This window comes from Rahnella inusitata (genome assembly GCF_018288855.1).
Classification (GTDB): Bacteria; Pseudomonadota; Gammaproteobacteria; order Enterobacterales; family Enterobacteriaceae; genus Rahnella; species Rahnella inusitata.
The window spans coordinates 205,158-231,596 of sequence record NZ_CP065025.1; the positions used below are offsets into that span (position 1 = coordinate 205,158).

Below are 26,439 nucleotides of genomic sequence, written 5' to 3' on the forward strand. Positions count from 1 at the left end.
TATCAGAACGTCCAGCGAACGCCGCCGGTATAGCCCCAGCCTTTTGCGCCGTTACTGTTGATCTGTTTACGGTAGTCCACTTCAGCATACAACGACACATCATTTTTAAAGGTGATGGTGCCGCCGCCGCCCAGTTCGCCCATCTGACCGAACTTCCCGCTGGCGAAGGTCTGACTGATGTCTGCGTTTTGCGCTCCGATGGTGGTTTTCGCTTCGCCGCCCCAGCCACGGTAATAGTTGGCGCGCAGGTAAGGCGTATATTGCCGCCCTGTTTCGTCAATCCATGTGCGATCGGCGCGCAGCCCTGCACGGCCAATGGTCTGGCTGTAATCCTGATAATCCACCGTGGTGCTGTCTTTGTCGGTGAAGTTATCCATATTGATGCGCGTATACATCAGCTGTGCCTGTGGCTCGAGTTTCACACCGTTGTCGAACAGGAACGGATATCCCGATTCCAGTGATGCGCTCCAGCTTTTTGCCTTCGGCGAGCCAACCTCCTGTTGACGTGGAATGTCAGTCTGGCCGCGATGATTATCAAACGACAACACGCCGTCCATGTAGAATCCGTTCTGTCGCTGCCAGGTCAGATACAGCGCGATGCTGTCGCTGTCGAAGGTCGTGCTGCTGAATCCGTCTGCTGCTTTTGGCCGCATCCGGCTGTTACCGTGAGTGTAAGCCAGCCCGCCGCGCAGGCTATCTTTGTCACCGTCGAGCCGCAATACGTTTCCGCCCACCTGCACTGCGCTGTAATCCATATCGAAATCATAGCCAAACTGCTTGAAGCTGACGTTGGATTTGTAGGTCATGTTCGAGCCGATGTAGCGCAGGAACATCTCACCGCCGGTGCCGTCAGGACGGCTTTGCTCGTGCCGCAGTTCGCCGAGGCGTTTATGCAAATCATCGATAATCGACGCGTTGTAATAGGCCAGCGCCACCGGCGCGGAGATATAGGACGGCACCTGCGGCGTGACGGCCGGACGCCCCGGCGCGCAATTATCGATACCGTTCACCACGCAACCGTCATCCGGCGGATTCGTCAGCGGCCTGCTGGTGGTATCAACCGGTGTGGACGGATCTTCCGGCGTGCCCGGATTGGTCGGCGTGACCGCAGCGGGCTGGATTCTGCGATTACAGTCGTCCCCCTGACAAACATAGGCATTGCCGATGCGATAATCCCAGAACGTGTTATTGATCCCGCCTGCGACTTCGCGCTGATTGGCATCACTGGCACCCGGCGCGAAGCTGTACAGATCATAACGCCACGGCCCGGCGGCCAGATAGCCGCCCTTAAGCGCAAAGCTGCCTGCGCTGGCGTTTCCGCCAACCTGCACCAGTGAAATCCCTTCATAAGCATCCATCGTCGAAGAGTGATTGAGGTCGGTGAGTTTGCCCGTGCTGACGTCCGCCGCAGTCAGGTCGAGCAGTGTCGTCCCGCTGCTGGCGTTGCCGGTAATTCTCAGTGAATCGGTGAACTGATTGCTCAGCACGCCGCCTTCGTTGAGATTAGTGATCATTTTTACTGTCCCGCCATCCGACACCAAATCACCATTGATGGTCAGTGAGTTGCCCGGCGATCCGCTGCCGTTGGTCAGATCGATAAGACCGGCGTTAGTCACAATCGCCGAGTTTACTTCGCCGCCGGAAATCGTCGGATTAACGCCGTTACCGGCAAACAGCGTCGAGGTGCTGTCGATATTGACGTTGCTGTGCGCGAGTTTGAGATCGCCGGTCAGCTCCCACTGCGTGCCATCGACAAAGTTGATCACGTTCCAGCCGTTACCCAGATTAACGCCACGGGTGAGATCATCGGTATCAAAGGTGCCGCCGCGCGAGACAATCTGCGAGAAACTGACCTGGTTATCCTCACCAATTCCGCTGGTAATGTGGCGGGTCTGTGACAAATCAACATTATTGATATATGCCCGGTTAGCATTGCCAGCGCCGAGCGACAGGCTACCGTCGAGTGTGCCGCCGTTCCAGGTAATGGTGTCATCACCTGCACCGGTATTGATATCACCGAACACGTTTCCGGAGGTCAGCAGAACATCATCATTGCCTGCGCTGCCGGAAACCGCCACTGCACTGGCAGAAGACGGCGTAATGATGCCCCGGTTTTCAAACCGTGCTGTGCTGCCGTTACTGAGATCCACCACCGGCGCGGAGAGGCTGGCGGAGGTCAGCACGCCAGTATTGAGCACCGTGCCTGCCGTGCCCGCCACCAGCGCTGAGCCTCCCGCCGTATCGGTGACATTTACCGTAGCAGACGTGACAATGTCACCGGTGGTATTGGCATTGATCCCAGTTCCGCCTGCGCCGGTAACATTGAAGACATAGCCTTCGCCCAGTGTCAGCGCGCCGGAGGTGGTGCTGAGATCGGCATTGGTGAAGTTGAACGCCGTACCACTTCCGTTGACGTTGACGCGCAGCGTCGACGCCGGATCAAACGACGTGGCAGTTCTGATGCCGTTACCGTTGGTGACATTGATAGTGGTGTTTTGCAGCGTCACATTGCCGGTTTCCGTTCGATTCTCAATGCCACTGCCCGTGCCGTTGATGTTCAGCGTGGTGTTATTGAGAGAAAGACCCGCCGCGCCGGTATCGAGCAACACGCCGTGAGCAGTGCCGCTGGTCGTGATGTTATTTCCTGTTCCGGTAAGCACCAGCTGCGTGCCGTCAGAGAGACGCACACCGGCGATGCCATTATCGACCGTGATATCACCGGCGCGGGCAACCGACGTGCCGCCCCCGCTGGCATCAATCCCCGTACCTTGTGAAACATGTAGCGTGCCGTTGTTGCTGAAAGTACTGCCTGACGACAGGCGTGCAGCGGTGCTGCCAATACCTGATAAATCCACGCGGGCGTTATTTATCGCGATGCCGTTTTGCGTTGCGCTTATGCCTGTACTGGTAGCCCCGCTAAGGATCAGTGCTGAATTATTTGTCGCGATGCCGTTTTGTGTGGCACTTAAACCAGTGCTGTCGGCGCCGGTCAGCGTGATCTGGTTATTACTGGTGACCGTTCCGCCCAATTGAGAGGTCATGCCGCTGCTGCCTGCTCCGCTCAGGGCTATCACACCGTTGTTGATCACGTTGGCCAGATTGGTGGCCATGTACCCCATAGCGCCGGATGCACTGGAAATCAGTGAGGCCGCACTGGTCAGCGTTGTACTGGCGTCAGGAGCGCCGGTGGCGGTGCCGTCAAGCTGATGTTTCTGCCCGTCAGCGACGCCGCCAATACTGTTTGTTCCGCTAAGTGTTAATGAACTGGCCGTATCCAGATTCCCCTGTGCGCCACCTTCCACGGTCACTGCCCGTGCGCCGGTACCGCTGGCAATGAGTCGGGTCCCGTTGGTATTAATCCGCGCATTTGGCCCCGTGCTGACCAGTGCCATGCTGTCGGTGCCGGATGCGGTTAAAGAAGAGCCGCTTCCAAGTGTCAGGGTGGCGCCGTCGGCAATGCGATACAGCGTGGAACGGTCGGTGTCGACATTCAGAACGCTGGTGGCGCTGTTAATAGTCGACCCCGCGCCGCTCGCACGGTAAGCAATCTGATCGGTATTGTTGAAAGTTGGCGTAGCGGTGCTGGCGATATTGACCGTCGCACCATCGATGGCTTCCGCGCCCAGCGCGCCAACGCCATTGAGATTAATCAGCGAGCCATTACTCAGCGTCGCTACAGCTTTTGCCCCGCTGGCAGTAACGCCACGGGTACGGCTGGCGATGCTGCCACCGTTTGCATCAATCGTTCCGCTGGTCGTTGCCGTCGTGGTCAGGCCGCTGGTGCCGCTGTTAACCATTATTCCTGCGCCGCCGTCGTTGACGCTGATATTACCGGTATTGATGCCAGTCGCACCGGTTTCGACCCGCAAGCCGGTCGCACCTGCGCCGGTAAAGGTGATATCGCCGGAATTAGTGAGCGTGGCGCGGTTACGGGCGATGTAGCCAGTCAGCCCGTTCTGTGCGGAAGTGAGAACAGCTGCCGAAGTTAGCGCAGTGCTTTGCACCGGTGACCCGGTATTGGTGCCCGCCAGCGTATGCCGCTGACCGTCAGCGATTGCGGCGACCGCGTTGGTGCCGGAAAGATTAAACGTGGTGTCGGTGTCGATACTGCCGGTGGCACCGCCTTCGATCACCATCCCGGTCGCGCCGTTGCCGGAAACTTCAAAGGTCGCATTCTTACTGGAAATGACCGTGCCGCCGGTGCCGGTGCCCAGCACGCCGACGGAATTCGCGCCGGATGACGTCAGGGTCAGGTTGGTGCCGTCAAAATCAGCGCCCTGTTCGAGACGGAACATGGTCGAACCGGTGGTCGTCACATCAAATGCGTTATTACCAATACTGTTGATTTTTGCATTCGGGCCGAAAGCAAAGAAGCCAATCTGATTACTGCCTTCGCTAAACGTAGGAATGGCGGTTGAAGCGACATCCACCGTGGCGTTACCGCGTGCATGAACACCAATTGCCCCGTTGCCGGTGAGATTGACCGGGCCATCCACGCTGGCCGAGGCCGTGCCGCCGGTGCCCTGACCTTCTACCCACACGCCGTAATTGCGCGTGCCGCTGGCCGGATCCGAACCGCCTGCGACGTTAATCGTGCCGGTGGACGTCGCGGAGGCGGTATTTCCCTGCGTAGCCACCACTTTGACGCCGGTGGCGTTAACACCGGTCAGGTTGATGATGCCTGCATTATTAATATTTCCGCTGGCATTCAGTACTGACATCGCGATATTTTCGCGAGGAATGGCGGTTGCCTTGCCGGTTACATCGATATTACCGTTATTGAGCATGGTGATGCCGGTGCCTCCACTGGCCAGCATCCCCGCACCATTTTGAATTCTCGAACCCAGCACGATGCTGCCATTATTAATTGCGCTGCCGCCGCTGGTGACCTGCACACCCGCCGTTGTTCCACTCTGATTTACAGCGGTATCCGCGGTGCTGTCGGTCAGACTGTTTTGCGGGCCACGCCCGAGATAAATCATGCCGCCCGCGTTGTTGATAAACGAGGCTGTCGCATCCCCCACCAGCACGCCGCTGGTGCTTCCCGTCGCGCTCGAACCATTCACCCCGACGTTAATATTGCCGCTGTTGGTTGCCGCTGAACCTGCACCAAGATTGACCGCCGCGGTCGTGCCGCCGGTGGTGGCGAAGTTGACGATACCGTTGTTATCGAAGGTACTGCCGTTTTGTACCTGAACGCCGTTCGAACCAAAACCGGCAGAACCGACGCCGGTACCGTCGACGCGGTTAATAAATCCGCCGTTGATGACACCGTTGTTCGTCGCGCTGCTGGCATCAAGATATACGGCTGAGCCTTCAGAACCCAACGAACCAGAGCTGCTGACTTTGCCGTTTACCGTCACTTCTGCGCCATTACTCCCGCGGATGGCACCGCCATTTGCGCCGATGACTTCAAGCGTTTTCCCCGCCGCGACGTTTACTTTTGCATTGGCGCCGGTGGCGTTAATCACAATGCGATTGCCGATGGATTGAGCCACATCGTCAGTCGGATCATCAGCGGAAATCAGGTAATCGACGGTGTTAGTGCTGCGGATAAACGCTTTGTTGAAGTTAGACAGATAAGTACTTTTATCCAGATTTCCGGATTTGAGCTGTGTGATCAGCCAGTCGTTGTAGGTTTTCAGGCCTGCTGCATTGGTCACGTTAAAGCTGTTGGTTGCGCCATCTACGGTCTGAACGGTGAACGCGCCGTTATAGGTCATCAGGTTTTGTACGGAAAGCTGGCGGGGAACGGTCGGGTCAGCAGCGGTACCGGTGAAGGTAATGCGGTTATTGGAATTCCAGTTCAGGGTGGAATCTGCACCGCTGGTGCCATCGACATTAAATAAGGTGCTCTGCTTGGCCGCCATTGTCCAGGCATTGGTGGCCGCATTTGCCGCTGAAGTCGTCTTTCCAATATTCACGTTTAACGTACCGCCGGTATTCACATCAGCAATACGGGTATTGATGTATTGATTGTCCTGCACGTTCACAACGTCGGCGACCGATGTACTCGCATCGATGGGTGCCAGTGCCACAAGACTGGCCGGGTTATAAACCTGAAAAGTGGTATTCCCGCCAGTCGTCGGATCCGGAATGGTGATACCAAAGTTCGCAGGTCCGATATCCAGACGGTTCGCACCGAGCACGCCGTGATCGTTAACAATTCGGTTGAGGCCTTGCAATGCACCGAGTGTGGTATTCACCGAGCCATCAACACCGGGCGCGAATTGCTGATTCCCTGTGAGCTCAGTGACCGCACCACCCGTTACCAAAAGATTACCGTTTAACTGGTCATTATCGACTGGATTAAAAGCCTGCAAGGTCACGGCATAAAGCGGGCTGAAAAATAAAGACACTGTTGGAGAACCGATCACGGCAAGGACGGCAATGGCTACTTTGGATAAGGGCAATCGGGTATGCATAAATTCCTCTGAATGGGATAAAGGCCTGGCTGTCGGAAACTCCGTCTCCCCTGTCACCAATTAAAGCCAGTTAATCAAAATGATAAAATTAAAAGCCATCCTCAGAGATAATGCACATAGCCTGCTAAATGTACAATTTGAGTTAATTTTATGTATAGATTAAGTAAGAACTTTGTGCAAAAAATACGATGATTTAAGTAAAATTAATCATTGATAATGAGAGCTTTTCTTATCTTTGATGCTAATCCCTGTCATGAAATCCATTCTGAACATGAGCCTGATGACTTCTCTCTGTGGTTTCTTTCATTCATCTAAAAACCGAATATCGCGAAATAATGTCATTGTGGTGGCGAGCCGACTGATAAATAAGTGATACCAAAGTCGGGTAGTTATTAAAGGTTATTTAGTTACAACATTCTATTGGCATCATTAACAAACAGGACCGAGAACACCTTAACTATCATGAATGACTTCGTCTTTCAGGTTAATGAGGGGGCAAAAAAAAACGGCCACATTTGCGGCCATTTTAGTGTTGAGTTACTGCTTCGGCTTACTACAAGATTTAGCGCTTACGCCAGAGTGTCAGTTCTGCAACAGTATGCTGGAATTTACGGGCAGTCTCCCTGATAACAAACGGCACATTTTGAGGCCCCTGTACTTCCTCAAATTCGGCGGCCAGTATGCGTCGCAATGCCTGATGCGTGGTCACCGCTTCGCCATTTTCACGAAATCCACCGAGCCAGTTTTGCTTCGGCGTGTAATCTTCCTGCCAGGTATAAGGCGATGACAGCATCAGCAAACCGCCAGAACGAATCATTGGGGCAATATCTTTCAGGAAGCACGCCGGTTCCCGCAAGCGATCCAGCAGATTAGCGGCAAGAACAAGATCGTACAATTCGGCCTGCGGTTTGAGGTTACAGGCATCGCCTTGTACGAAGCTCACGCGTCCGGTTTCCCGTTCAGTGATATTGGATTCTGCCAGCACCGCCTGACAATAATCCACCAGTTCGCCCTCTTCCGGGATCACATAACGGCAGGCTTCACCACGCGCGAGTGCCAGAGCGACATCGATAAAGCGGGCGGAATAATCCATCCCGACGACCGTATCGAAATGCCGTGCCAGTTCAAAACTGGCTCGGCCAGTAGCACAACCAATATCCAGCGCTCTCGTGCGCGAAGATACGTGTTTTATCGCGATATCAACCAGTTGCGTTGCATAGTTTGGTACATCAAAATGGCGTGGGCCATACTGGAAATCGAGGTACTGCGCGACCAGTCCGTCTGTTTCATACGGATTTACTGTCTGAACTTCCTGATGACTGGACACCACATAGCGGAAGCCAGCGTGCTGGAAGAAGTGACGGCGGAAAGCATAACGTGCAGATTTCAGCGCTTCATTGCCGGTCGAAATCCAGCTGCCGCCTTTGATCATCGAATGTTTCCCATCGAAGGTCGGCGTTGAGAAATCGTCATATAATGGATGAACGCGGAAACCGTTATAACCCCCGATTGGCGTGGATGACCACTGCCACACGTTCCCCACTACATCGTAAAAATCGCCCTGCGCAAAGTGATCGACCGGGCACGAAGAAGCCCAGTATTCCAGATTGATATTGCCCGGCGCCTTTTCCCAGTCAGGCTGATCGCCCGGCACCTGTTGACGCAGAATCATCCATTCAGCCTCTGTCGGCAACTGCACGGATTCACCGGTCTGCGCTGCTTTCCAGCGACAGAACGCCGCGGCTTCCAGCTGATTAACTTCCGCTGGCCAGTCCCAGGGCATCGGCACTTCTTCTGTCATCAGCCGGAGTTTCAGTTGCTCAGGCTCGCGCACCGAACCGACCCAAAATGTCGGCATTTCTGCCTGAGTAAAATCACGCCAGCCTGCCCCTTCGTCATCCCACCATTGCGTATCCTGGTATCCCCCGGCAAGCATGAAAGTATAAAACTCAGCATTGCTCACCAGCATCTTGCTGGCGCTAAATCCCTGAATTTTATGATCAGATGATCCGTATTCATTATCCCAGCCATAGGTATCATCAACTTTGCCGAGAGTGACAACGTCACCTTTGACTGCCACCATCTGGTTCTCAGGCACGGTTTTGCGGTCAGTTCTTGCTTCTTTGCACGCGGGCCAGTGTGGCTGAGTTTTTACCCATTCTACTGGCAACTGGCGGATCAGCACGCTAGAGGTTTCCAGATGGATACGTTCATGTTCGATGCCCATCAGAATCACCCACGCCGGACTGTTCCAGTCGATCGGCAAACTCAGCGGCATGGTGTCAATAATGCCTGTCACTTCCTCGCGCACCCTCTTACGATATTCACGCAAGTTCGCCACGGACGGCCAGTTGTAGTTTTGATCGTCGAGATCGTCCCAGCTCATTTCATCCACGCCAATCGCCAGCATCGATTCAATTTGTGAATCGATGCGCTGCGGCAATTGCCCCGCGGCCATCAATTTATTAATAAAGAACGTGGCGGTGTGGCCAAAATAGAAAATCAGCGGATGACGCAGGGTAATCGCTTTGTTGTAATACGCCCTTTCATCAGCCAGGCAGTCAAACAGGCTTTCGTATAATTCCCAGGTCTGAATAAAGTATTTACGAATTTCATGACGTTTTTGCTCCGCCGTCCCGGTGCTCAGCAGGAGTGTTTTTGTCGCTTCTGGCAGCCCGATAGCGTGCGGTTGTTGTGGATGCATCATTTATTCCTCAGTCTTCTGGCATTGCCAAATCAATCTACAAGTGTAGCAGCTCAGATCCGCTGTCCCGTCGATGCGCAACCTTACCGCGTGTTGGTTATTATTCTTGGACATTCTTTCAACAGTGTGAAAAAAACGTTATGGCGTTAAAAGCGGTTAATTCTCCATATACAGCAGCGATATTTCAGGAATCTGCAAGAACTCGCCTTCATACTTATGCCGTAATGATAAATAATCTGGCGCATTAATGATGCCCTCAATATTGTCAGAAAATGCGTCGAGCGCCTGTTTCATCTGCGGTAAATAGTCATGGGTGTCATAAACGCGGTCGATCCCCTCCAGCGAGTGATTCATGATTTTGCGCGCGACATCGTTGGAAACATCCAATGCGGAAAGTTTTGACCGGGCGGTCCGGCGAAGATCCCTTGTGGTAAAAGGCGCGATACCCAGCCCGCGTTCAGCGCGCAGCATTCTGCGAATCACCTGAGTAATGGCCCCGCGAGATAACGGTTTTTGATCATCTTTCGGCGACGGCACGAGCCATGGCGTCTCCTTCGGACTGGCGGCGATAAGCTTATCGATGCAAATCCGCATCAACGGCGTCAGCGGCAGACTGTGATCACGGGCCGACTTGTTGCGTGTCCCCTGTCGCCAGACATTAATCCGCAAATGAAACTCATCTTTACGCGCACGAACCACTTCGTCCGGCCGACGCGCGGTAAGTAAACAGAGTCGCAGCGCCCAGCGACATTGCTCTGAAATATCCCACAGATCTAATCCGTGCCAGAAAATCCAGATTTCAGCATCGGTTAATGTCCGTTCGCGTGGCGGTGTATTTCGCCCGCCGACGTCCCGACGTTTCATCGCGCCGAGCGGCGAATAAGGCAGATAACCCTGGGTTTCGGCCCAACTAAAAAATTGCTTACACAATGCAAACACCCTTTTCGCCTCGGAGATTTTCCCATCGGCCAGCAGCACGTTGAACAAACGGTTCAGCCGCAGGCGGGTGATTTTATTCAGCGGGACGTCGCCTATCACCGGCAGCACATGTTTCATGATCGACGAAACGGCAATTTCAGGGCGCCGGCGGGTGAGGAGTAATGAAAGCCGGATCCACACTTTGATTACCTGACCGACGGTCGCATTTCCCTCTTCATCGAAGTCATCCAGTTTTGCCAGTGGCGTGGCTTTGATTTGCTGAAGATAGGCCAGCACATGACGCCCCACATTTTCAGAGGCGAAGTCAGTATCGGTATCAGAGAGAGGGTCATTCATCAGCGATGTTTCACAGGAAAATCATGGGCGGCAGTTATAACAAGCCTGATGATCATAGGCAAAAGGTTTATGACTCCAGACCTATTAAGTCTGGAGTCACAATGACAACGAAGCATGAAAAATAAGGGACTTAGCACGGGAATTATGAACACCTGTATCGTCGAAAATATGCACAGATTTGTTATCTGATGCTCTTTTATCTCAACATCAGTGTGACATCCCTAAAGAAAATTTCTCTGAGGCCGACAACCTGATAGTTAAGGAACAGTTATCTATTTCAATCGCAGCCTGACAAGGGAATAAGTCACCATGCGCAATAACCAGCCTGTATCTCAGCAGGAATATCAGTATCCCGACGATGCCACATTAATGTCGACGACGGACGCCAGCAGCCAGATAACTTACGCCAACGATGCGTTTATTGACGTCAGCGGTTTTGCCAGCGAAGACATCATCGGCCAGCCGCATAATATTGTTCGTCATCCCGATATGCCGCCTCAGGCATTCAAAGATATGTGGTCGACGCTGCAACAAGGTTTTCCGTGGACGGCGCTGGTGAAAAATCGCCGACGTAACGGCGATCATTACTGGGTGCGCGCCAACGTGGTGCCGATCATTCGCGGCGGCCAGACCCGCGGTTATCTTTCGGTACGGACAAAACCGACCGCGGCGGAAATCACCGGGGCTCAGTCGCTGTACGATAAAATGAATCGCGGTGAACTCAACAACCGCAGACTGCATAAAGGTTTACTGATCCGCACCGGCGTCACCCGCGGGCTCTCCGTACTGAAAACACTTTCCGTTCGCTGGAGGATCCGCAGCGGATTACTCGCACTTCTTTTGATCAATTCCGTCATGGTATCGATGCTCTCCGCACTGACCGCGTCACAAATGATTTCCGTTCTGGCATTTAACGCGTTGGTAATCTTCTTTCTTGGCCTGTGGCTCGAATGGCAAATTACCCGACCGCTCGAACAACTGTGCAAACAGACTCTGCAGGTTGCGAGCGGTGCCAGCCATACGATCGCGCCAATGGAGCGGACGGATGAAATTGGTATGACGCTGCGGTCAGTCGGGCAACTTGGTCTTATTTGCCGGTGGATGGTGGACGATATTCACAGTCAGGCGCAGAAAGTGAAAATCGCCAGTGAGTCTCTGGCGCAGGGAAATGATTCCCTCAGTCAGCGGACCGAACAGACGGCAGCCAACGTTGGCGAAACCGCTGCCGCAATGAATGAAATGAGTGCAACCGTACAAAGCAACACGCAAACCGCCGCCGAGGCCGATAAGTTATCGCTCGATGCCAGTCAGGCAGCAGAAAAAGGCAGCAGCGCGATGCAAGCCGTTGTCGGCACGATGCAGGAAATTACTGCCAGTTCTGAGCAAATCGCATCAATTACGAATGTGATAGATAGCATCGCGTTCCAGACCAACATTCTTGCACTGAACGCCGCCGTCGAAGCGGCGCGTGCGGGTGAACAGGGTAAAGGATTTGCCGTCGTCGCCGGAGAAGTGCGTAGTCTGGCGCAACGCAGCGCATCTGCTGCCAGTGAAATTAAACGGCTGATTGATGCCAGTGCCGATACGGTTATTTCCGGTTCAAAACAGGTGGCGCAGGCTGGAAAAACCATGGAGGAGATTGTGTTGCAGGTTCAGAACGTTTCAGCGCTTATTGCCCAAATCCGAACGGCCACCGGCGAACAAAATTTGGGATTATTGGATATCGCTAAAGCCATCGAGGAGTTAGATCGCATTACTCATCAGAATTCCGTTCAGGTGCAAGAAGGTGCACTGGCTTCATCTGCTTTGAAAAAGCAGGCGGAAAGACTGGTTGATGCGGTTGGCGTATTTCGATAACTGATTTGATGGCGGCTTTCTAGCATTTAAATCTCGTAAGTTTCGCGATTTATCTTGTCTTCAGATGACGGGTATATTTGGGACATAAATAGCCGGGCGATAAAGCCCGGCGTAATCATTACACCGCCGCTAAGCGGAACGCCGACACAGAATTCGTCAGGTGATGCACTTGCTCTTCAAGCGACGCGGCTGCTGCCGCGGATTCCTGAACCAGCGCCGCATTTTGCTGCGTCACACCGTCAATTTCTGTCACCGCCTGTTCTATCTGACTGATCCCACGACTTTGCTCATCCGACGCCGTCGAGATGTGCTCCATCAGCACATCCACCTGTGTTACCGACGTAATGATCGCCGTAATGGAATCACCGGTACGGGAAACCTGATCCGACCCTTCTTTTATATTGGCAACCGATTCAGAAATCAGGTTCTCGATCTCCTTCGCGGCCACGGCGCTGCGCTGCGCCAGGTTACGCACTTCACTGGCGACAACGGCAAAACCGCGCCCCTGTTCACCCGCACGGGCGGCTTCCACGGCAGCATTCAGTGCCAGAATATTGGTCTGGAACGCAATACTGTTGATCACACCGGTAATATCTTCGATTTTTTTAGAACTACTGTTGATGCGACCCATAGTCTGAATCACTTCCTGAGCCACTTTCTCACCGGCGCGGGCATTCTTCACCGCTTCACGGGTCAGACTACTGGCTCGAACGACGTTTTCGGTATTCTGTTTTACCGTTGCGCCCAGCTCTTCCATACTGGCAGCGGTTTCTGTCAACGCCGCCGCCTGCTGTTCCGTGCGCGAGGCCAGATCGATATTCCCCGCCGAAATTTCCTGCGACGCGTGCGCCACCGTGTGGCTGGTATCACGTACCTGACTGATAATCTGCGTCAGCGCCAGGCGCATATGCTCCATCGATTTCATCAGCTCCTGGATCTCACTGCGGGAATTCGCTTTTACCGGTACCGGCGTGTCCAGATAGCCTTCGGCGATCTGACGACAATGGTCACGTGAACTTATCAGCGGGTTCAGCACGTAACGTTTCAGGAAAATTAACACGGCAAGGATCACCACCAGGAATAACAGACAGAACGCGACTGTCAGACCGATGCCAGAATTGAAGTTGCTTTGTGCTTCACTGTTGAGGTTTTTAGCGTATTTTTCATGCAACGCCAATACTTTATCAAGCACGATTTCATACTGACGATCTAGTGTCACCACCGCCGGAATACGCGCTTTGAACTGGGCCTGATCCCCTGCCTGCGCGGCCTGGATCAGAGGCTGGATACCGTTCTGGCGATAATTCAGGTACGTTTCGCGATACGCATCGGCAAGAGGCGCCTCCCCCGGCAACTTTGGCGCATTAAGATACGCCTGGAAGGCAGCATCGGCTTTGCCGGTGGCTTCAGTGACTCCGTCCAGCGCCGGTTTCAGCTGCTGGTCGTTACCGTTCTCGATTTCTTTCATATATTCCATCACCCGCACGCGAGACGTACGGCTGTGGTTGATCGGATCAATGATAGAAAGCACCACGCGGATTTCTTTATTCACATCATCCAGCGAATGATTACTTCGCGTAAGCAACCAGACATTTGACATCATGCTGGCGAAGAAAAGAGCAAAAAGGACAATAAGAACAAGCAAAGAAGACTTTTTAAGCGACATAGATGGACTCTTATGCATCAGACTAGGAGTCTATTTATCGGCATATTCCACAAAAAGTTTAGAATAACGTGCGTGTTATCACAAATTTACGGCAGGATGATCGATCTGCGGGTCTCCCAGGACAGAGTGAATATTCTGCTAAATATTCCCTGATTACTCTAGCGCAGGAAAATTCTTATCATCTGTACGATTTTTTAACTTTCACGTTAGAATGGGCATGATCAATACTTTATATCCTCATCATTCACACTCACATGAACCCTAAGATTTATGACGTATATAATTCAAAATTGTAATTAATGCGTTAAAACGCTGCATGACCTTGCTGAGTGAGAACTTCACGTTACGAATATTACTGCATCTCAATGAGAAAAATTCTTATAATTAACCCACCTTCCAGCGGTTTCCAAAAATTTATTTTTTGGAAAAAATTGGATTAATTTATCCTAAACTGTGCGCCAGTTACGAAAAATCCTAGATAATTAAAAAAGAATTGAAACAGTCAAACCCTTACACCGTGCACCTTGCGGGTTCATGTGAAGAAAATTCCTATAAATCAGTAAAATGATCGTTATCGCCACGCCTCTTAAGTAGCAATGTTTAGTTACATTTTTTAGTTTTCAATAGAATCACTAATGTTTCTAAGATACCAACCACAGGTACTTATCTTAAATTTCTCTTTAAAGATAAATTCAAAACACACTGCGAAATGTCTCCATAAATATTTTGTCTCGCTTGTGACCCTAATTTAAATTGCACACACAGGTGCGTATATGGATGTCGTTGCATGGCAGGGTTGCCAGTCTTTCATTTATTTACTGACACATTGGCAGCGTTTATCACTCCATAGTAAGGGATAGGCATGTCTAATAGCTTTCAGGAAGAAATACCCAAAGCACGCGTTAATATCAAACTGGACTTACACACCGGCGGCGCACAGAAGAAAGTCGAATTACCTTTAAAACTTATGGTAATGGGCGACTACAGCAATGGTAAAGAAACCCGCCCTCTTTCCGAACGTGAAAAAACTAACATCAACAAAAATAACTTTAACAGCGTATTAGCGGAATTCAGCCCGGCGCTGGACCTGACTGTGGAAAACACGCTGGCCGGCGATCGCAGTGAAGAAAGTATCAAGCTCAGCTTTAAAGACATGAAGGATTTCGAGCCTGAGCAGGTTGCCCGTCAGATCCCGCAACTGCGCGCCATGCTGGCGATGCGTAACTTGTTACGCGACCTCAAATCTAACCTTTTAGACAACGCCACCTTCCGCAAAGAACTCGAAACCATCCTCAAAGATGACCATTTGAGTGATGACCTGCGCGCGGAACTGGCGGCTCTGGCGCCTCAGAACGTTTAACTCTTCCTGAATCGGATCAACTCGAGATCATGCTCATGTCTGTGAACACAGAAAATACGCAAGAAAGCCGCACAACCGTGCTGGAACGTGCCGACGCAGGAAGTGTTTATGCGTCTTTGTTTGAAAAAATCAATCTGACCCCGGTCGCCTCTCTGGGCGACGTCAATATCTTCCAGGACAATCAGGCGATGTCTGATGTCACCACCGACGAACGCGTCACCGCGGCAGTTCAGGTGTTCCTTGAGCGCCTGAAACTCTCAGGTCAAAAAGTCGAACGTCTGGATAAAACCCTGCTGGACGGTCACATCGCCATGCTCGACGATCAGATCAGCCGTCAGCTGGACGAAGTGATGCACCACCCGGATTTTCAGCGCGTGGAGTCTGGCTGGCGTGGCCTGAAGTTCCTGGTCGACCGCACCGATTTTCGTCAAAACGTGAAAATCGAGTTGCTGGACGTCTCCAAAGACGACCTGCGTCAGGATTTCGAAGATTGCCCTGAAATCATCCAAAGCGGCCTGTACCGTCACGCTTACATTCAGGAATATGACACGCCGGGCGGCGAGCCGATTGGTTCTGTGATTTCCAACTACGAGTTTGATGCCAGCGCACAGGACATCGCGCTGCTGCGCAACATTTCTAAAGTGTCCGCTGCCGCGCACATGCCGTTCGTCGGCTCCGTCGGCCCCGCATTCTTCCTGAAAGATTCTATGGAAGAAGTGGCTGCGATTAAAGACATCGGCAACTACTTTGACCGCGCAGAATACACTAAGTGGAAATCCTTCCGCGACTCTGATGACGCCCGCTATATCGGCCTGACCATGCCGCGCGTGCTCGGTCGTCTGCCTTACGGCCCGGACACCGTACCGGTACGCAGCTTCAACTACGTCGAAGAAGTGAAAGGTCCGGATCACGAGAAATATCTGTGGACCAACGCCGCGTTCGCTTTCGCCGCCAACATGGTGAAAAGCTTCATCAAGAACGGCTGGTGCGTGCAAATCCGTGGCCCGCAGGCCGGCGGCGCAGTGACCGATCTGCCAATCCACCTGTATGATCTGGGCACCGGCAATCAGGTGAAAATTCCGTCCGAAGTCATGATCCCGGAAACACGCGAGTTTGAGTTTGCCAACCTGGGCTTCATCCCGCTGTCTTACTACAAAAACCGCGACTATTCCTGCTTCTTCTCTGCTAACTCCGCGCAGAAACCCGCCCTGTACGACACCGCTGATGCCACGGCCAACAGCCGCATCAATGCGCGTCTGCCGTACATCTTCCTGCTGTCGCGCATCGCGCATTACCTGAAACTGATTCAGCGCGAAAACATCGGTACGACCAAAGACCGCCGCCTGCTGGAGCTGGAGCTGAACACCTGGATCCGCACGCTGGTCACCGAAATGACCGATCCGGGCGATGACCTGCAAGCCTCTCACCCGTTGCGCGATGCCAAAGTGACCGTAGAAGATATCGAAGACAACCCTGGCTTCTTCCGCGTGAAACTGTACGCCGTACCGCATTTCCAGGTCGAAGGCATGGACGTGAACCTGTCATTGGTTTCTCAGATGCCTAAAGCGAAAGCTTAAAGCCGGGAGGCGCAATGAAGATTGAACGTCCCCTGTGGACACGCGGAATTCTGGTTTCACCGCAACAGTTTCAACAACAGGCCTCCCTGGAGGCCTGGACAAACGAATGCATCGCGCAAATGGGCGTCCTCCATCCGTGGGGGGTGCTTCATGCTACGTTCGAGCAGGATGCGCTGGCGCAAGGGCGTTTGAAAGCAGAACGTCTAAATGTCCGTTTTCAGGATGGCGTTCTGATCGATACCGATTGTGCCGATTTACTCCCACCTACGCTAACGCTTGCCGCCAGCCTTCCCGCTGACGCAGTTGAAACCACGGTGATGCTGGCAATGCCTCAACTGTATGCCAACGGTGGCAACTGTCTGCAACCTGATGAGCGCGCCGAACGTCCGGTGCGTTATCGTCAGGCGTGGCGGGATATACAAAACTATTACGGCGACGATAAGAAGCAGGTCGCCGTCATGACGCACGAACTGACGCTGCGACTTGATTCACAGGAAAACGGCGATTATCAGGTCTGTCCTGTCGCCCGTTTACTGCGAGATGCGCAGGGTAGCTGGGCGCTGGATACTCACTTCATTCCTCCGCTGCTGAGCCTGCAAGCCAGCCACTGGTGCGGTGAGCAACTGGAAATACTGATGGTACAACTACGGGCGCGATTACAGCGCCTGATGGGAATGCGCCGTGAAAGCAATGCCCGCATGGCCGACTTTGCCGTCGCTGACGTGTCACTGTTCTGGCTGTTGAACGCCCTTAACGGCGCTGAGCCCGTACTGGGGAATTTCCAGCGCTATCCGCAGGTGCATCCTGAACGTTTGTATCAGGAACTGGCACGTCTGGCCGGTAACCTGCTGACGTTTTCGCTCGAGCACGACGTCACGGCAATTCCCGCCTATCAGCATGACCGCCTGACAGCCGTTTTTCCGCCGCTGTTTGCGCTGCTCAATGTCCTGCTCGAAGCCAGCCTGCCTTCCCGTGTTGTCGCGATTGAACTGGTACATGACTCCCGCATTAACCAATGGCGCGGTAACCTGCACGATCCGCGTCTGCGCGAAGGGGTGGATTTCTATCTGTCCGTCCGCTCAACCCTCTCTTCTGCCCAGTTGCAAACGCAGTTCCCACGGCTCTGCAAAGTCGGTGCGCCGGATGACGTGGGTAACGTAGTAAACGTGGCGCTGAGCGGGATCCCGCTGACGCCTCTGAGCCATGTACCGGCAGCAATCCCGTTACGACTGGAAAACCAGTATTTCTCCCTAGACCTCAACCATCCTGCCGCGAAGCAGATGATGGAAGCGGGTGCCTGCGTATTCTATGTTCCGGGCACACTGGGTGAGATCCAGCTTGAACTGTTTGCGGTGTTACGCGCATGAGCCAATCCATAAAAGATAAAGCGCAGTCCGTGGATATTGATGCCCTGCTTCAGGACACCTGGTTACAGGTGATCAGCCTGCGTCAGGGCGTGAGTTGGCCAGACGGCGAAGGGCGTACATTCTGGAAAAAATGCGTGGCTGATGTCGAACGCGTCTGCCAGCACCTCAAAAATGCAGGGGTCAGCGAGCAGAGCATCCAGCATATCCTTTATGCCCAGTGCGCTTTGCTGGATGAATCCGTCAAAGGGCGCGGCGTGCAGGATGATGCGTATTTCGTCTGGTGCAATTCGCCGCTGCAGGCGCATTTCTTTAATACGCTTGACGCCGGTAACCTGCTCTATGAACACATGCGTACCGTCTTACGTGAACCTGCGCCCGACATTGCCGTGCTGACCTGTTTCCATCGGGTACTCATGCTGGGTTTTCAGGGGGGTTACAGCTCCCCGGATGTAGCCGAGCGAGAGCAGTTGGTGGATCAACTTACTGCGCGGGTGCCAGCGTTGACAATTTCGCCAACCTGTCCGGCACTCGCCGTGGCGGCTTCTCGCAGTCGCATGAGTGTCTGGCTTCGTTACTGGCCGGTGCGTCTGTGTCTTGCGAGCTGCATCGTGGCCCTGCTCTGGTGGGGGCTGGATCACTGGCTTTCAGGGTTATTGCCGACCTTATTACCGGGGTCAGTGTAATGAGTCCACTGAGGCGACGGGTTTTATGGCTGTGGGCCGGATTACTGGCAGGCATGTTGTGCCTTGTATTTCTGCCCTTATCTCCCGCAGCGCGCTGGCTGGCGTTTTTGCTGACCATCATTATTTGTGTTATCGGCCTGTGGCGTGCAGGTCTTCAACCAGACGCTGAGCTGACAGACACTTTGTCAGCCAATCTTCCCGCAGAAAATTATCGTCTGCCGGTGGTTCTGGTTTGTGGTGATGACCTGGCATTACTCTTCGGTGACAACGCGGTACAACAGACCGCACAGGGCTGTTGGGTACGCGTCGATGACAGTGGTTCACTTCGCCAGTTGGTGAGGCAGATCCTCTGGCAACGCCCTGAATGGATCAATCAGCTGGCAATGATGCAGGTGGTTAATCCGCAGCAACATGGTGATGAACGCGCATTAACGTCCGCCCTGCATGAACTGCGCTGGCAGATGGTTCAGCTACGACGTGACACCCGCCGCACCATCCCTTTGGTGCTGATCAGCACCGTAGCCACCAGTCTGACGCAAAGTCCGGTCTGGCTTTCACAGCAGAAATCTCAATCGGTGACGCTGTGGTCAACCCTGACCATGCCCGAAACGCTGGCAAACTGGCAGCGTCAAGAGGGGGCTTCTGAGCAAGCTCAACGCCTTAAACAAACAGCGTTATTCAATGAGCACAGTGACTGGCTTAAAGCGCAGGTGATGCCGGTATTGCAGGAAAGCAATGAAGATGTGGCACCCGTATTCGTTCAGCAGGTGATCCTACATCAGGTAAGCAAAATGAACCACGTCGTGCCGGGTTCCCTCTGGCAGCGCTGGCTGGCTGACCGGACTGCGCTGACGCAGGTGGCAGGCTGGCATCCGCAGGCGGACGGCGGTCATCTGCACTTCCCAGAGTTCATTTTCCCTGACCTGCCTTCTGGCAGTGGTGTGACATCCCGCCGCAGGATGCTGCGCCATGCCGTTACATTGCTGACGCTGGGGGCTGTCATCGCACTGTGTTGCAGCGCCTGGCACAACCGGCAGTTATTGCACCGCGTCGCTTTCGACATCCGCCATTACGAGAGTATCGGCATGCAGGATTACACAGCGAAAGCGAAGGCCGTGGAGATATTGCGTCAGGATGCAGCACAGCTTAACGACTGGTTCCGCAACGGCGAACCGCTTCGTCTCGGGCTGGGACTGTATCAGGGCGAACGGTTGAGATTACCGCTGATGGCGGCAATCAAAAACTATGTTCCACCGCCGCCTCCCCCACCCGTGGAGAAAAAGACGCCGAAAACCGTGCGCCTCGATGCTCTGTCGCTCTTTGACACCGGCAAATATCAGCTCAAACCCAACAGTACAAAACTGCTGGTCAATGCGCTAATCGACATCAAGGCCAAGCCGGGCTGGCTGATTGTCGTCGCGGGCCATACCGATATCACCGGCGATGCGCGGGCGAACCAGATTTTATCCGAGAAACGCGCTGAAGCGCTGCGCGACTGGATGCTCTCAACCAGCGATGTCTCCCCGACCTGCTTCGCCGTTCAGGGCTATGGCGCAACACGCCCGATTGCAACCAATGATACCCCGGAAGGCCGCGCGGCCAACCGCCGTGTCGAAATCAGTCTGGTGCCGCAGGCCAATGCCTGTCAGGCAGCAGCAATCCCACATTCATCAAATGATTGATGAGTGCTTAACCTAGAAATGGAGATTTACTCATGGCAATTCCTGTTTATCTGTGGCTGAAAGACGACGGCGGTGCGGACATTAAAGGCTCCGTAGACGTTAAAGATCGTGAAGGCAGCATCGAAGTGGTAGCACAGGATCACAACCTGTACATCCCGACCGATAACAATACCGGCAAACTGACGGGTACCCGTATTCATACCCCGTTCCTGTTTACCAAGGAAATCGACTCCTCCAGCCCGTACCTCTACAAAGCAGTGACCACCGGTCAGACCCTGAAATCTGCCGAATTCAAATGGTATCGCATCAATGACGCAGGCCAGGAAGTGGAGTACTTCAACACCAAACTGGAAAACGTCAAGCTGGTCAAAGTCGCGCCAAAAATGCACGACATCAAAGATCCGGCAATGGAAAAACATAACCACCTCGAAGCGATCGAATTGCGCTACGAAAAAATCACCTGGACCTACAAAGACGGCAACATCATTCATTCCGATTCCTGGAACGAACGTACTACCGCGTAAGACTTTTTAGCAGACGGTTCGCCGTCTGCTGTTTTTGTTTCCTGAGCCGCTGCTTGGCGGTTGAGCAAACAAAAACATCACCGGACATCGACCTTATGGGCCTGGGTTTCCCGCAACGGAAAAGGCTATGGGCGGTAGCGTACCTGAAAAAGGAATTCAGCATGGAAAACCAGTCAGCCGTTTTACTTCGTCGTTTAAACCCATACTGTGCAAAGGCTCTGGAAGCCGCCGCAACGCTCTGCCAGACCCGCGCCCATGCGGAGATCTCCATCGAGCACTGGTTGCTTAAGCTGCTGGAGCTGGGCGAAGGCGATATCACTGTGATCGCCCGCCGCTACGAGTGGGACATGGACGCCCTGTGGCAAAGCCTGCTTTCACACCTCGACGCCCTGCCGCGTTCGGTGCATTCCCGTCCGCAACTTTCTCAGAATTTACAATCGCTGATGAAAGCGGGCTGGCTGGCGGCATCACTTCAGGAAGATAACCAGACCATCCGCAGCATCAATCTGCTTGAAGCGCTGCTGGCTCAGCCCCGCCTGTTGCATTGCGAAGGCGCGTGGCCACTTTTCAGCCTGAGCGAAGAACACATCCTCCGCCTGAAACCTATACTGGACGCACAGTCCGATGAGCGTCCTGAACTGCAGCAGCAGGCCAGTCTGAGTATGCAGGTCTCTTCCCTAAACGACGTGGCCCCTAAACCCAATGCCGATACCCTTTCTGGTCAGAACCTGAGCGAAGCCCTGCAGGCCGCGCTGGATAAATTCACCCTTGATGTCACGGCCAAAGCCAAAGCCGGGCAGATCGACCCTATCTTCGGGCGCGACACCGAGATCCGCCAGATGATCGACATCCTGTCCCGCCGCCGTAAAAACAACCCGATTTTGGTCGGTGAGCCCGGCGTCGGTAAAACCGCGTTGGTCGAAGGTATGGCGCTGCGCATTGCTGAAGGTAACGTACCGGACAGCCTGAAAACCGTCAGCCTGCGCACTCTCGATCTTGGTCTGCTACAGGCCGGTGCCGGTGTGAAGGGTGAGTTCGAACAGCGCCTGAAAAACGTCATCGACGCCGTGCAGCAGTCGCCGACGCCGGTGCTGCTGTTTATCGACGAGGCGCACACCATCATCGGCGCGGGCAATCAGGCCGGTGGCGCAGACGCCGCCAACCTCCTCAAACCTGCCCTCGCCCGCGGCGAACTGCGTACCATCGCGGCAACCACCTGGTCAGAGTACAAACAGTATTTTGAGCGCGACGCCGCCCTTGAGCGCCGCTTCCAGATGGTCAAAGTCGACGAGCCGGACGACGCCAAAGCCAGCCTGATGCTGCGCGGCCTCAAAGGTCGCTACGCCCAGCACCACGGCGTGCATATTCTCGACGCCGCCATCACCGCTGCCGTGACCCTGTCACGTCGTTTCCTCACCGGCCGCCAGCTGCCAGACAAAGCCGTTGACCTGCTCGACACCGCCGGTGCTCGCGTGCGCATGAGCATCGACACCTTGCCAGAGCCGCTGATGGCGATTAACGCCGAGCTTGCGGCGCTTTCGATGGAACAGCAGGCCATCGAACAAGATTTACTGCTGCTGCCGGACGTAGGCACCGACCGCCTGCACCAGATGGAGAAACGTCGCGAAGAGCTGGCCGTCAGTCAGCAAACACTCGAACAGCAGTACGAGGCTGAAAAACATCTGACCGCGCAGATTATCGACGCCCGTCAGGAGGCAGCCGACCCAGCGCGTCTGGCGGCATTGCAGGAAGAGCTGAGCGCCGTGCAGGGCAACGCGCCGCTGCTATCGCTGGACGTAGATGCCCGTACCGTCGCCACCGTGATCGCCGACTGGACCGGCGTACCGCTCTCCAGCCTGCTAAAAGACGAACAGACCGATTTGCTACAGCTGGAACACCACCTCGCCACCCGCGTGGTCGGGCAGGACGCGGCGTTGATGGATATGGCGCAGCGCCTGCGCGCGGCGAAAACAGGCCTGACCTCCGAGAACGGTCCGCTGGGCGTGTTCCTGCTGGTCGGCCCAAGTGGCGTCGGTAAAACTGAGACCGCGCTGTCGCTGGCCGATACCCTGTTCGGCGGCGAGAAATCGCTCATCACTATCAACATGTCCGAGTATCAGGAAGCGCACACCGTGTCCCAGCTCAAGGGCTCGCCTCCGGGCTACGTCGGTTACGGTCAGGGCGGCATTCTCACCGAAGCCGTGCGCAAGCGTCCGTACAGCGTGGTGTTACTGGATGAAGTCGAAAAAGCTCATCGCGACGTCATCAACCTGTTCTATCAGGTGTTTGACCGAGGCATCATGCGCGACGGCGAAGGGCGCGAAATCGACTTTCGTAATACCGTGATCCTGATGACCGCGAACCTCGGCAGTGACCATCTGATGCAGTTGCTGGACGATCAGCCAGAAGCGACCGGCGGCGATTTGCAGGAGTTGCTGCGCCCGATACTGCGCGACCACTTCCAGCCCGCGCTGCTGGCCCGTTTCCAGACACTGATTTACCGCCCGCTTGATGCCACTGCTCTGCGCACCATCGTCGAGATGAAGCTGGCACAAGTGGCCAGGCGCCTGAACAAACATTACGGCCTGAACTGCATTATTGAAGAAAGCCTCTACGACACGCTGGTCGCCGCCTGCATGCTGCCGGACACTGGCGCACGCAACATCGACAGCCTGCTCAACCAGCAGATTTTGCCGGTGCTGAGCCAGCAACTGCTGAGCCGCATGTCACAGAAACAGCGGACGACGTCACTGACGTTAGGCTGGGATGAAGAGGAAGGAATTACGCTGGCGTTCAAAGGGGAAGAACAATGAGTATTGCCTCGGTATTTTTCGACCACAGCCACCACAAGCTCACCGTTCGCGGCAGCGGCGCACCGCTGGATGTGCTGAGTTTTGAGGGCGAAGAATGGCTGAGTTCACCGTTTAAGTACGACATTCAGTTCACCAGCACCGATAAAAACATCGACCCGACAACCATGCTGATGCAGGACGCCTCTCTTACACTTCAGGCGCCCGTCGCCGAAGCCTTTGGCGTTTCCGTTCAGCAACCGCAGCGCGTGATCCAGGGCGTGGTTACCGCGTTTACGCATCTCTCCACTTCTAAAGATGAGAGCCGCTACGCGCTGTGTCTGCAACCGCGCCTCGCCCTGCTTTCCCGCAGCCATCAGAACCGCATTTATCAGGACATGTCCGTGCCGGACATCGTAGATAAAATCCTGCGCGACCGCCACGACATGCGCGGGCAGGATTTTGTTTTCACGCTCGCCAAAGCGTATCCGCGCCGCGAACAGGTGGTGCAGTACGGCGAAGATGATCTGCGCTTTATTTCACGCCTGCTGGCCGAAGTCGGTATCTGGTTCCGCTTCACCGCTGACCCGAAACTCAACATCGACGTCGTCGAGTTTTACGACGACCAGCAGTTCTACCAGCAGGGGCTGACGCTCAACGCGGTGCCGCCTTCCGGCATGCACGACAGCGGGGTCGAGTCCGCGTGGGCACTGTCGAGTATCCATCAGGTGGTGCAAAAATCCGTCAGCACCGGTGACTATAACTACCGCACCGCGACGTCAGACCTGTCCGGCAGCGCCGATATCACCCGCGGCGATGCCACCACCTACGGTGAAGCCTATCACTACGCCGATAACTACCTGACCGCCGGTGCCGAAGGCCGCGAGCCACAAACCGAAAGCGGCGCGTTCTACGCCCGCCTGCGCCACGAGCAGTATCTGAATAATCAGGCGCGATTTAACGGTATCGCCAACGCCGCCACCTTAGTACCGGGTATGGAGATAAAAGTGACCGGCAGCGATGCCCCTCCGGCTTTCGTCAAAGGCGTGATTATTGTTCACACCCATTGCTCGGCGCGCCGCGACAAAAGCTTTGAGGTGGAATTCGACGCCATCCCGTACTCCGAGGATTACTGCTTCCGCCCTGCTCCGGCCAGCAAACCGGTCATGGCCGGCACCCTGCCCGCCCGCGTTACCAGCACCACCGCCAGCGATACCTACGGTCATATCGACAAAGACGGACGTTATCGCGTCAACATGCTGTTCGACCGGGACGCGTGGGAACAGGGCTACGAAAGCCTGTGGGTACGTCAGGCACGCCCTTACGCCGGTGACACCTACGGCATGCATATGCCGCTGCTGGCGGGTACCGAAGTGGCGATTGCGTTTGAGAACGGCAACCCGGACCGCCCGTACATCGCCCACGTCCTGCACGATTCGGCGCACGGCGACCACGTCACCATCAAGAACTACAAGCGCAACGTCCTGCGCACGCCGTCAAACAACAAACTGCGCCTCGAAGACGAGCGCGGTAAAGAGCACATCAAGCTCAGCACCGAATACGGCGGCAAAAGCCAGCTGAACCTGGGACATCTGGTGGATGCGGCGAAGCAGCAGCGCGGGGAAGGTTTTGAACTACGCACCGACAGCTTCGGGGCAATCCGCGCACAGAAAGGGATTTTCATCAGCGCTGATGGCCAGGCAAAGGCTCAGGGGAAAGTGCTGGAGATGGATGCGGTCATGAGTGAGATGACCACCTTGCGGGAGATGGCACAATCACTTTCCGACGACGCACAAGCTGCGACTGCAACTCGGCCGATATGGCGGCACAGGTTTCACTCATCAATCAACGGGTGAAAGACTTGACCGCTTCAGTATTGTTGATGCATGCCCCGAAAGGCATTGCGCTGAGCAGCGGGGAGCATTTGCAAATGTCAGCCAGCGATAACCTGATTGCAACGGCCGGTAAAAACGCAGACGTCGGTGTGGCGAAGAATTTTTTTATCGGAGTGGGAAACATGCTCAGCGTTTTTGTGAGGAAACTCGGTATTAAGCTGATTGCCAATCAGGGCCCCGTCAGCGTTCAGGCGCAAAACGATATGCTGGAGTTATTAGCGCGCAAAGGGATCTCCATCATCAGTACCGAAGATGAAATCAAGATTACGGCGAAGAAGAAAATCACGCTTAACGGAGGCGGTAGTTACATCACGCTCGATGAGAACAAAATTGAATCGGGTACGGCCGGGGAATATCTGACTAAGGCTGGTAATTATGGGCGGTTAGATAAAGCAGTGATTAAGCCAATTTTTATGGCTTTGCCAATCATCAAAACCGGTGACTATGATTTACATTTCACTCTTATCAATGAAAATACTGGCCAAGCACTTAAGGATTGGCCTTATGAAATGGAATTGTCTACAGGCGTGAAAATTAAAGGTGTTACTGATGAAAATGGTTTGACAGAATTAATCTCATCCAAGAAAAATGAAGTTGCAAAAATATCAATTTATGACATTGACGAGGAAGAATAG

General features: G+C 54.2%; 12 protein-coding genes and 1 pseudogene. 9 read left to right on the plus strand and 4 right to left on the minus strand.

Annotated elements, in window-relative coordinates:
• Positions 1 to 2: 2 nt before the first annotated feature.
• The 3 genes from I2123_RS22810 to I2123_RS22820 all read right to left on the minus strand — a co-directional run bounded on the left by I2123_RS22810 (position 3) and on the right by I2123_RS22820 (position 10,404).
• Positions 3 to 6,425 carry an autotransporter outer membrane beta-barrel domain-containing protein gene (locus tag I2123_RS22810; RefSeq protein ID WP_213052863.1) on the minus strand — a complete coding sequence of 2,141 codons (6,423 nt, stop codon included), beginning with the start codon at positions 6,423 to 6,425 and terminating at the stop codon, positions 3 to 5.
• 562 nt (positions 6,426 to 6,987) lie between these two features.
• Positions 6,988 to 9,129, minus strand: a complete 2,142-nt coding sequence (gene ovoA / locus I2123_RS22815; RefSeq protein ID WP_213052930.1) for a 5-histidylcysteine sulfoxide synthase — start codon at positions 9,127 to 9,129, stop codon at positions 6,988 to 6,990.
• A gap of 156 nt (positions 9,130 to 9,285) precedes the next feature.
• Complete coding sequence (locus tag I2123_RS22820) at positions 9,286 to 10,404, minus strand: tyrosine-type recombinase/integrase (RefSeq protein WP_213052864.1); 1,119 nt, start codon at positions 10,402 to 10,404, stop codon at positions 9,286 to 9,288.
• Positions 10,405 to 10,713: 309 nt separating this feature from the next.
• Here I2123_RS22820 and I2123_RS22825 point away from each other — a divergent pair, with 309 nt between their 5' ends.
• Positions 10,714 to 12,261, plus strand: a complete 1,548-nt coding sequence (locus tag I2123_RS22825) for a methyl-accepting chemotaxis protein (protein WP_213052865.1) — start codon at positions 10,714 to 10,716, stop codon at positions 12,259 to 12,261.
• Positions 12,262 to 12,379: 118 nt separating this feature from the next.
• On the opposite strand, the gene I2123_RS22830 is transcribed toward I2123_RS22825, so the two are convergent.
• Positions 12,380 to 13,927 (minus strand): methyl-accepting chemotaxis protein, encoded by a 1,548-nt coding sequence (locus I2123_RS22830; RefSeq protein ID WP_112164053.1) that lies wholly within the window; start codon positions 13,925 to 13,927, stop codon positions 12,380 to 12,382.
• 862 nt (positions 13,928 to 14,789) lie between these two features.
• Here I2123_RS22830 and tssB point away from each other — a divergent pair.
• From tssB to I2123_RS22870, 8 genes and pseudogenes are all read left to right on the plus strand, one after another.
• Complete coding sequence (tssB, locus tag I2123_RS22835; protein WP_112164052.1) at positions 14,790 to 15,287, plus strand: type VI secretion system contractile sheath small subunit; 498 nt, start codon at positions 14,790 to 14,792, stop codon at positions 15,285 to 15,287.
• A gap of 29 nt (positions 15,288 to 15,316) precedes the next feature.
• Complete coding sequence (gene tssC, locus I2123_RS22840) at positions 15,317 to 16,864, plus strand: type VI secretion system contractile sheath large subunit (protein WP_213052866.1); 1,548 nt, start codon at positions 15,317 to 15,319, stop codon at positions 16,862 to 16,864.
• A 14-nt stretch (positions 16,865 to 16,878) separates the two neighbouring features.
• Positions 16,879 to 18,231 (plus strand): type VI secretion system baseplate subunit TssK, encoded by a 1,353-nt coding sequence (tssK, locus tag I2123_RS22845; RefSeq protein ID WP_213052867.1) that lies wholly within the window; start codon positions 16,879 to 16,881, stop codon positions 18,229 to 18,231.
• Positions 18,228 to 18,914 carry a type VI secretion system protein TssL, short form gene (gene tssL, locus I2123_RS22850; protein ID WP_213052868.1) on the plus strand — a complete coding sequence of 229 codons (687 nt, stop codon included), beginning with the start codon at positions 18,228 to 18,230 and terminating at the stop codon, positions 18,912 to 18,914. The genes tssK and tssL overlap by 4 nt, the downstream gene beginning before the upstream one ends.
• Positions 18,914 to 20,596 carry an OmpA family protein gene (locus I2123_RS22855; protein ID WP_213052869.1) on the plus strand — a complete coding sequence of 561 codons (1,683 nt, stop codon included), beginning with the start codon at positions 18,914 to 18,916 and terminating at the stop codon, positions 20,594 to 20,596. The genes tssL and I2123_RS22855 overlap by 1 nt, the downstream gene beginning before the upstream one ends.
• A gap of 32 nt (positions 20,597 to 20,628) precedes the next feature.
• Positions 20,629 to 21,120, plus strand: a complete 492-nt coding sequence (hcp, locus tag I2123_RS22860) for a type VI secretion system effector Hcp (protein WP_112164047.1) — start codon at positions 20,629 to 20,631, stop codon at positions 21,118 to 21,120.
• 161 nt (positions 21,121 to 21,281) lie between these two features.
• Entirely contained in the window at positions 21,282 to 23,933 is a 2,652-nt protein-coding gene (gene tssH, locus I2123_RS22865; RefSeq protein WP_213052870.1) for a type VI secretion system ATPase TssH, read from the plus strand.
• A pseudogene (locus I2123_RS22870) lies at positions 23,930 to 26,439 on the plus strand (type VI secretion system Vgr family protein). Before tssH ends, I2123_RS22870 begins: the two are co-directional and overlap by 4 nt.